A 6297-nucleotide genomic window follows, 5' to 3' on the forward strand; every position below is an offset into this window, starting at 1 on the left:
TTGATGATGTCTACTTTCTTTATAAATTCTTTTGAGAATCCTTTGAGTTTCTCGGCTTAAATCTCTAATAAATCTCATAAGTCTCTTGTTTTCTTGACTTTTGTTTTAGCTTATTCTACTTTTTATTATGTGTAATTTATTTTACATAAGCACTTACAACATGTGTTCGGTTGACTGGTTTCTGCAACATTGCACCCTTTTTGATCAGGCTTCCCCGAAACAACAATCTCCGAAGCCATCTGACCTACCAACAACAGGGGATATTAATGGCCCGTATTCGCTTAAGCTCCAGGACGATGCGAAGAGAGGAAATCTCAGCACAGCGAAGGCTTACATCCGTGCCTATTGGCAAACTGGAATGCCGTATACTGACATCCAGTTCTGGCTCTTCTATGCCTACAACGGTCCCGCAACCATACATGTCAATCTTCTGTTGGCTGATACAATAACGGCGACCGCTGATAGAACCTTAATGCCTGCTGGTGAACACTACGGTGACTGGGAATGCTGCGTACTCCGCATTGATAACTTCACGAAGCAGTTGATTGGTGTCTGTCTTTTGCAACACGGTGTTGGGGAGTACTTCAACGAGCAGCAATTGAGTCGATTTCAGCGTGTTAATGGACAGCACATCGTTGTCTATCCTTCCCTTAATGGGCATGCACTCTACTCAGGTGTAGGTCGAAACTACACTGCACATGGCAAAAAGGACTATGTTGTAGCAGGTGTTGAATGGATGGTACGAAATGATACGGCAGATGGCGGACAAACACTTGATTGCAGCTCAAATCACGAAATTATTTCGATGAGTTGGCTTGGGGAGCAGGATTTTCCATCGCCGAAGTGGGTATCATACCCCTGTCGGTGGGGCCCTAAAGATATACCCCAGTCAGACGTGCCTTTGGGTCATATTGAAGCCATTATCAATGACCTTGGATTTAGTGGAGTACCTGGCCCCATCAAGTCTAAAATTGCTGACGCAATTCGAGATCAAATTAAGCAACAGTTCAGAGTCGATTTGAATGGTCCGCCTGGTCCGCCATGGAATAGTCAAGGAAAAACCTGGAAGGGGCAGTATCAGTAGATCGAAAATTCTCTAAGAAAGGGGTAGAGTCAGGCAAGCTATAAAAGATCAAACCGTTGCCGTGACTCTGATTCCCCTCCATTATCTGCCAGTGCGATCGCCGGTCGGCGTTGCTGAGTAGAGGGAGGAATCCAGTAGGAATCGGAACATCCCAAAATCTCAAGTAGTGAAGTAGCAAACGGATTGAATGCCTCAGCATTGCTTCAGATTTGGAATAGCACAGAGTTTTGCGATGTAATCGTGCCAGATAGTGACGCAAGCGTGTATTTTCACCTTCGACTCGTGTCATATAGGTTTTGCTCACAATCTGGTCGCCTGGTAGAATAAACCCCGTATAAACACTTCAAGCATCGGTGACATAGAAAAACACTGCCAGGCTCCAACAATGAACCATAACGGTGTAAAAGTCTTTGCACTGTGGTCACCTAATACCCAACCCAGGATACCAGCTCTAAAGTGGTCTACTGCGCTCCAGAGCCAGATTTTGTTTTTTTCACCCCAATAAAAGTTTCTAGTTCATCGAGTTCACCCACTTGTGGAGTCTCCTCTGGATCATAAGCATCGGGCAGGTGTCTTCCAACCTGTTTGACCCAGTAAATGACAGTGGTATGGTGAACACCTGTGACTCGTTCAATGCCTCGAAAGCCCATACCATTGACATACCGTAAGCACAAGTTTGCACCTGTCAGCGATACCCTACTCAGGCTTGCACTACTCAAATTCGCCTTGGTCAGAGTTGCATCACTCAAGTCGGCTCCATTCAAATTTGCCTGGTTTAGGTTTATTTCACTAAGGTCTGCACCTTTGAGGTCTACCCCTCTCAGATTTGCCCCATTAAATTGTCTTTGTCCTGATGCGTATCTTTCTAGAAGTTCTTCAGCATTCATTGTTGGTTGAGCAATTATCGCGCACTTGCATCAGTTTAAGACACCGGGCGAATAGGAAATCGCTGGGGCGTTGTTTTAAACCCGCCTGCGCGGGTTTAGTCTGTGTAGGCGCGATTTCTAAACGCCAGAGCTAATACAAATTTTAAACGCTCGGATTAATGCAAATTCTAATTGTCGGAGCTAATCTTAATTGCTTTATTTGGCTAACACACCATTGAGGAAAATATCAGCCAACCCTTCTGCCATTTCTTGCATTGCTTTCGGTGAAGCATTTTCTCCCAATAGGGTGTCGTGACTAAAACCGGCAATTGTGAACATCCCTAAGAAAACTTGGGCGACAATTCTCGGATTCATGCGGCGATAGGTGCCTCTATCCATTGCAGTTTGAAAGAAAGCTTCCGCCACATCCGTCATTTTGACAATGACTTCAGCTTGGATGCGATCGCGTAACTCTGGATGAAACTGCGCTTCTGTAAAACAAACCCGCAGCATATCCGCATTTTCACGTAGATTCATCATCCGCCGATGCATCACCTGAGCCACAGCTTTATAGCTGCCCATTTCACTCAATTCGGTTAACAAATCCGTGAGAATTTCCACCCAGCCTTGCGTCGCCACCTCAATCAAGATCGCCTTTTTGTTTGGGAAATGACGAAACAACGTTCCTTCTGCAACCCCTGCCGTCGCAGCAAGATCGCGGGTTGTTGTCCCCTCATATCCCTGGCGGGCAAATAACCGCTGTGCTGCCTGTAAAATTCGGGTGTGAGTATCGTCTTCAGTATGAGCAACTTGCTTAGTTGTTCCTACCGTTTTCCGGTTAAAAATTCCCATATTAAGAAATAAATGGATGGATTACCACTAACACCCTAATGCAATTGTGCTATAGGCGAGTAATCAATCACCCAAACCTTCACAGATTGTTAACACCACACAATCCACGTTAGAGTCAATATCTTGGAATTAGCGCTGCTTAATCTTTAGTATTGTATGAGTCAGTTTTGTCGATTCCTGTGTGTGTCAATCCCAACGACAGCACAACCGTTACGGGAAAGTTTGAACCCCAGCCCTCAACCGTCAAGACAGCGTCAGTGGCAAAGCATTCTGGCTTTTCTGCTCGCGCTGCTGCTGGGGTGGGGTATGCAGCCCAATGTGGCGTTAGCTCGTACCCAGACCCTTGAAAAGGCGGATGTGACTGCCACACCCCAATCGATTCAGCCCTACTTAGACCGGGTGATTCAGCGGGTGACAGAGTTTCGCTTAGAGAATGGTCTGAAGTTTATTGTATTGGAACGGCACCAAGCGCCGGTTGTGTCGTTTTACACCTATGCCGATGTGGGCGGTGCCAACGAACCCAATGGTCAAACAGGCGTTGCTCACTTTCTAGAGCATTTAGCTTTTAAGGGAACCACCCGCATTGGCACGCAGGACTACAAGGCAGAAAAGCCGCTTTTAGACCGCTTAGACCAGTTAGCCGAACAAATTCAGGCAGCAAAAGCGGCAAAGAAATCGGCAGAAGTGACAAGGTTGCAGGCAGAATTTAACAAAGTTGAAGCCGAAGCAGCGAAATATGTCAAGCAAAATGAACTAGGTCAGATTGTCGAACAAGCGGGCGGCGTCGGTCTAAACGCGGCAACCTCTACAGATTCCACGGTCTATTTCTACAGCTTTCCCTCTAACAAGTTAGAGCTGTGGATGTCGCTGGAGTCGGAGCGGTTTTTAGATCCGGTGTTTCGAGAATTTTATAAAGAGAAAGAAGTCATCCTGGAAGAGCGACGGTTGCGAACCGATAACTCGCCCATCGGTCAAATGATTGAGGCTTTTCTGGATGCGGCTTTCAAAGTGCATCCCTATAAGCGTCCAGTGATTGGCTATGACCAGGACATCCGCAATCTTACCCGCGAAAATGTGCAGAAGTTTTTTGACACGCACTACGTCCCCAGCAAGTTAACTATTGCGGTCGTTGGGGATGTTAACCCAACGGAAGTGAAACGGCTGGCTCAAGTTTATTTTGGACGTTACAAAGCGAGAACAGCGGAACGGGAGCAATTACCGACGGAACCCAAGCAAACGGAAGCGCAGGATGTCACCTTGCGGCTGCAATCCCAACCTTGGTATCTAGAAGGCTATCACCGTCCGGCGATGAATCATCCGGATCATGCAATTTATGAACTGATCGGTCGATTGTTGAGCGATGGTCGGACTTCTCGCCTCTACAAGTCTTTAGTAGAAGAGCAGCAAGTCGCTCTGAATGCGGAAGGTTTTAGTGGCTTTCCGGGAGATAAGTATCCGAATTTGATGCTGTTCTATGCGCTGACAGCTCCTGGTCATACAGTGGATGAAGTGGCAGCGTCTTTGAGCAAGGAAATTGAGCGGCTGAAGACGGAACCCGTAGCGGCGATAGATTTGGATCGGGTGAAGACCCAGGCAAGAGCTGATTTATTGCGATCGCTCGATTCCAATATGGGCATGGCGATGTCGCTAGTGGACTATGAAGTGAAAACCGGCTCGTGGCGGAACCTGTTTAAGCAACTAGATGCGATCGCTACCGTGACACCCGCAGAGATTCAGCGAGTGGCGAAAGAAACTTTCCAGCCACAAAACCGGACAATTGGGCGAATTCTGCCTAAACAGGACTGAGGACTGAGGACTGAGGACTAAGGACTGAGGTTTGAGGACTGCGAGGAAGAGGAAGAAGGAAGAGGAATGAGTATGCAGTGGTTTAGGCAGAATTTGCTGAAGAAGGGCAAAGGAAAACAAAGGAAAAACTATTTTCTATTTCTTTTGACTTTCTCCTTGATACTTTTGACATTTTTGATGCCAGCGGTAGCGGATACAGCGCGACATTATACGGAGTTGAAGTTTCCCCCGTTGCCGGAAATTCAGGTACCCCCGTACACGCGCTATCAGATGGACAATGGGATGATTGTGTATCTGATGGAAGATCACGAACTTCCTCTCGTGAGTGGCACGGCGATGATTCGCACCGGCGCTCGTCTGGAACCAGAAAACGAGGTAGGTTTGGCTACGTTGGTTGGGGAAGTCCTGCGGACTGGCGGAACCGCGAAGCACTCCAGCGATGAACTAAACCAATTGTTGGAACAACGCGCCGCTTCGGTAGAGAGCAGTATTGTTAGCACTGCGGGTAGTGCTGACTTTACGACGCTCTCTGAAGACTTGAAGGACGTATTTAGTTTGTTTGCTGAGGTAATCCAAGAGCCGATTTTTGCACAGGAAAAGCTAGATTTAGCCAAGACGCAACAGCGCGGTGAAATTGCGCGGCGGAATGACGACCCAGGTGGTATTGCTTCCCGCGAATTTGAGAAATTAGTCTATGGCAACAATAGCCCCTATGCTCGCACCGTAGAATATGCAACCTTAGACAACATTTCCCGCGATGACTTAATTGGTTTCTACCAGAAATATTTTCATCCGAAGAATATGATTCTGGGCATCGTGGGGGATTTTGACAGTAAGGCGATGCGTCAGATGATTCAGGAAAAGTTTGGCAACTGGAAGCCAAAAGGCACAGCGCAAACTCCACCGATACCAGGGGCGGAACAGGCAAAGCGGGGAGGAGTGTATCTGGTAAATCAGCCGCAGCTAACCCAGAGTAATATTGTCATGGGTCATCTGGGCGGTCAATTGAACAGTCCTGACTATGCGGCTCTGTCAGTATTAAATGGAGTGTTAAACGGTTTTGGCGGACGGTTGTTTAACGAAGTGCGATCGCGCCAAGGTCTCGCTTACACGGTGTACGGTTATTGGGGCGCTCAATATGACTACCCCGGCGTATTCCTCGCTGGGGGACAGACTCGCTCAGATGCGACTGTACCCTTCATTAAGGGCGTCTTATCGGAAATCGAGCGCATCCGCACCAATCCAGTGACGCCAGCAGAACTTTCCTACGCCAAGGAATCGGAACTCAATTCTTTTGTTTTTAAGTTCCAAGATCCCAGCCAAACTCTGTCGCGATTGATGCGATATGAATATTACGGCTACCCGAAGGATTTTATCTTTCGTTACCAGCGCGACGTGGAAGCAACCACGATTGAGGATATTCAACGGGTTGCTGAAAAATATCTCCAGCCAGAGAACATTGTCACGCTGGTGGTTGGAAATGCTGCTGCAATTCAGCCGCCTCTAACCAGCATCACGCCCAATGTTACGTCGATAGATATTGCGATTCCAGGAGCATCAAAAAATAGTTAGTCCTTAGGGCGTGTCATCAATTCAACCAGATGACCGTAGCAGCGAGGTGAATCGCACCGAGAAAGTTAACCGCACGCTTGTCGTAGCGCGTTGCAATCGCTCGATACTGCTTGAGTT

Annotated in this window: 4 protein-coding genes and 3 pseudogenes; 3 read left to right on the forward strand and 4 right to left on the reverse strand. The window is 47.5% G+C overall.

The window, feature by feature from the left end:
• The first annotated feature begins 160 nt into the window (after positions 1-160).
• Positions 161-1084 (forward strand): Vps62-related protein, encoded by a 924-nt coding sequence (locus NDI34_RS27460; protein ID WP_348234413.1) that lies wholly within the window; start codon positions 161-163, stop codon positions 1082-1084.
• A gap of 136 nt (positions 1085-1220) precedes the next feature.
• Here the strand turns inward: NDI34_RS27460 and NDI34_RS27465 are convergent.
• From NDI34_RS27465 to NDI34_RS27475, 3 genes and pseudogenes are all read right to left on the reverse strand, one after another.
• A pseudogene (locus NDI34_RS27465) lies at positions 1221-1755 on the reverse strand (IS1 family transposase); the annotation flags it as partial.
• 15 nt (positions 1756-1770) lie between these two features.
• Positions 1771-1971 (reverse strand): annotated as a pseudogene (locus tag NDI34_RS27470) (pentapeptide repeat-containing protein); the annotation flags it as partial.
• Between the two features lie 195 nt (positions 1972-2166).
• Positions 2167-2802: a TetR/AcrR family transcriptional regulator gene (locus NDI34_RS27475; protein ID WP_190428402.1), complete on the reverse strand. Its 636-nt coding sequence runs from the start codon at positions 2800-2802 to the stop codon at positions 2167-2169.
• Between the two features lie 222 nt (positions 2803-3024).
• Here NDI34_RS27475 and NDI34_RS27480 point away from each other — a divergent pair, with 222 nt between their 5' ends.
• Together NDI34_RS27480 and NDI34_RS27485 are read left to right on the forward strand one after the other, a co-directional pair.
• Positions 3025-4608 carry a pitrilysin family protein gene (locus NDI34_RS27480; RefSeq protein ID WP_348234415.1) on the forward strand — a complete coding sequence of 528 codons (1584 nt, stop codon included), beginning with the start codon at positions 3025-3027 and terminating at the stop codon, positions 4606-4608.
• Between the two features lie 66 nt (positions 4609-4674).
• Positions 4675-6180, forward strand: coding sequence for a pitrilysin family protein (locus tag NDI34_RS27485; RefSeq protein ID WP_348234414.1), 1506 nt, complete (start codon positions 4675-4677; stop codon positions 6178-6180).
• Between the two features lie 16 nt (positions 6181-6196).
• Here NDI34_RS27485 and NDI34_RS27490 read toward each other — a convergent pair.
• Positions 6197-6297, reverse strand: a pseudogene (locus NDI34_RS27490) (IS5/IS1182 family transposase); the annotation flags it as partial.

The sequence above is a fragment of the Trichocoleus sp. DQ-U1 genome (assembly GCF_039961925.1).
In the GTDB taxonomy this organism is placed as follows: domain Bacteria; phylum Cyanobacteriota; class Cyanobacteriia; order Cyanobacteriales; family FACHB-T130; genus FACHB-T130.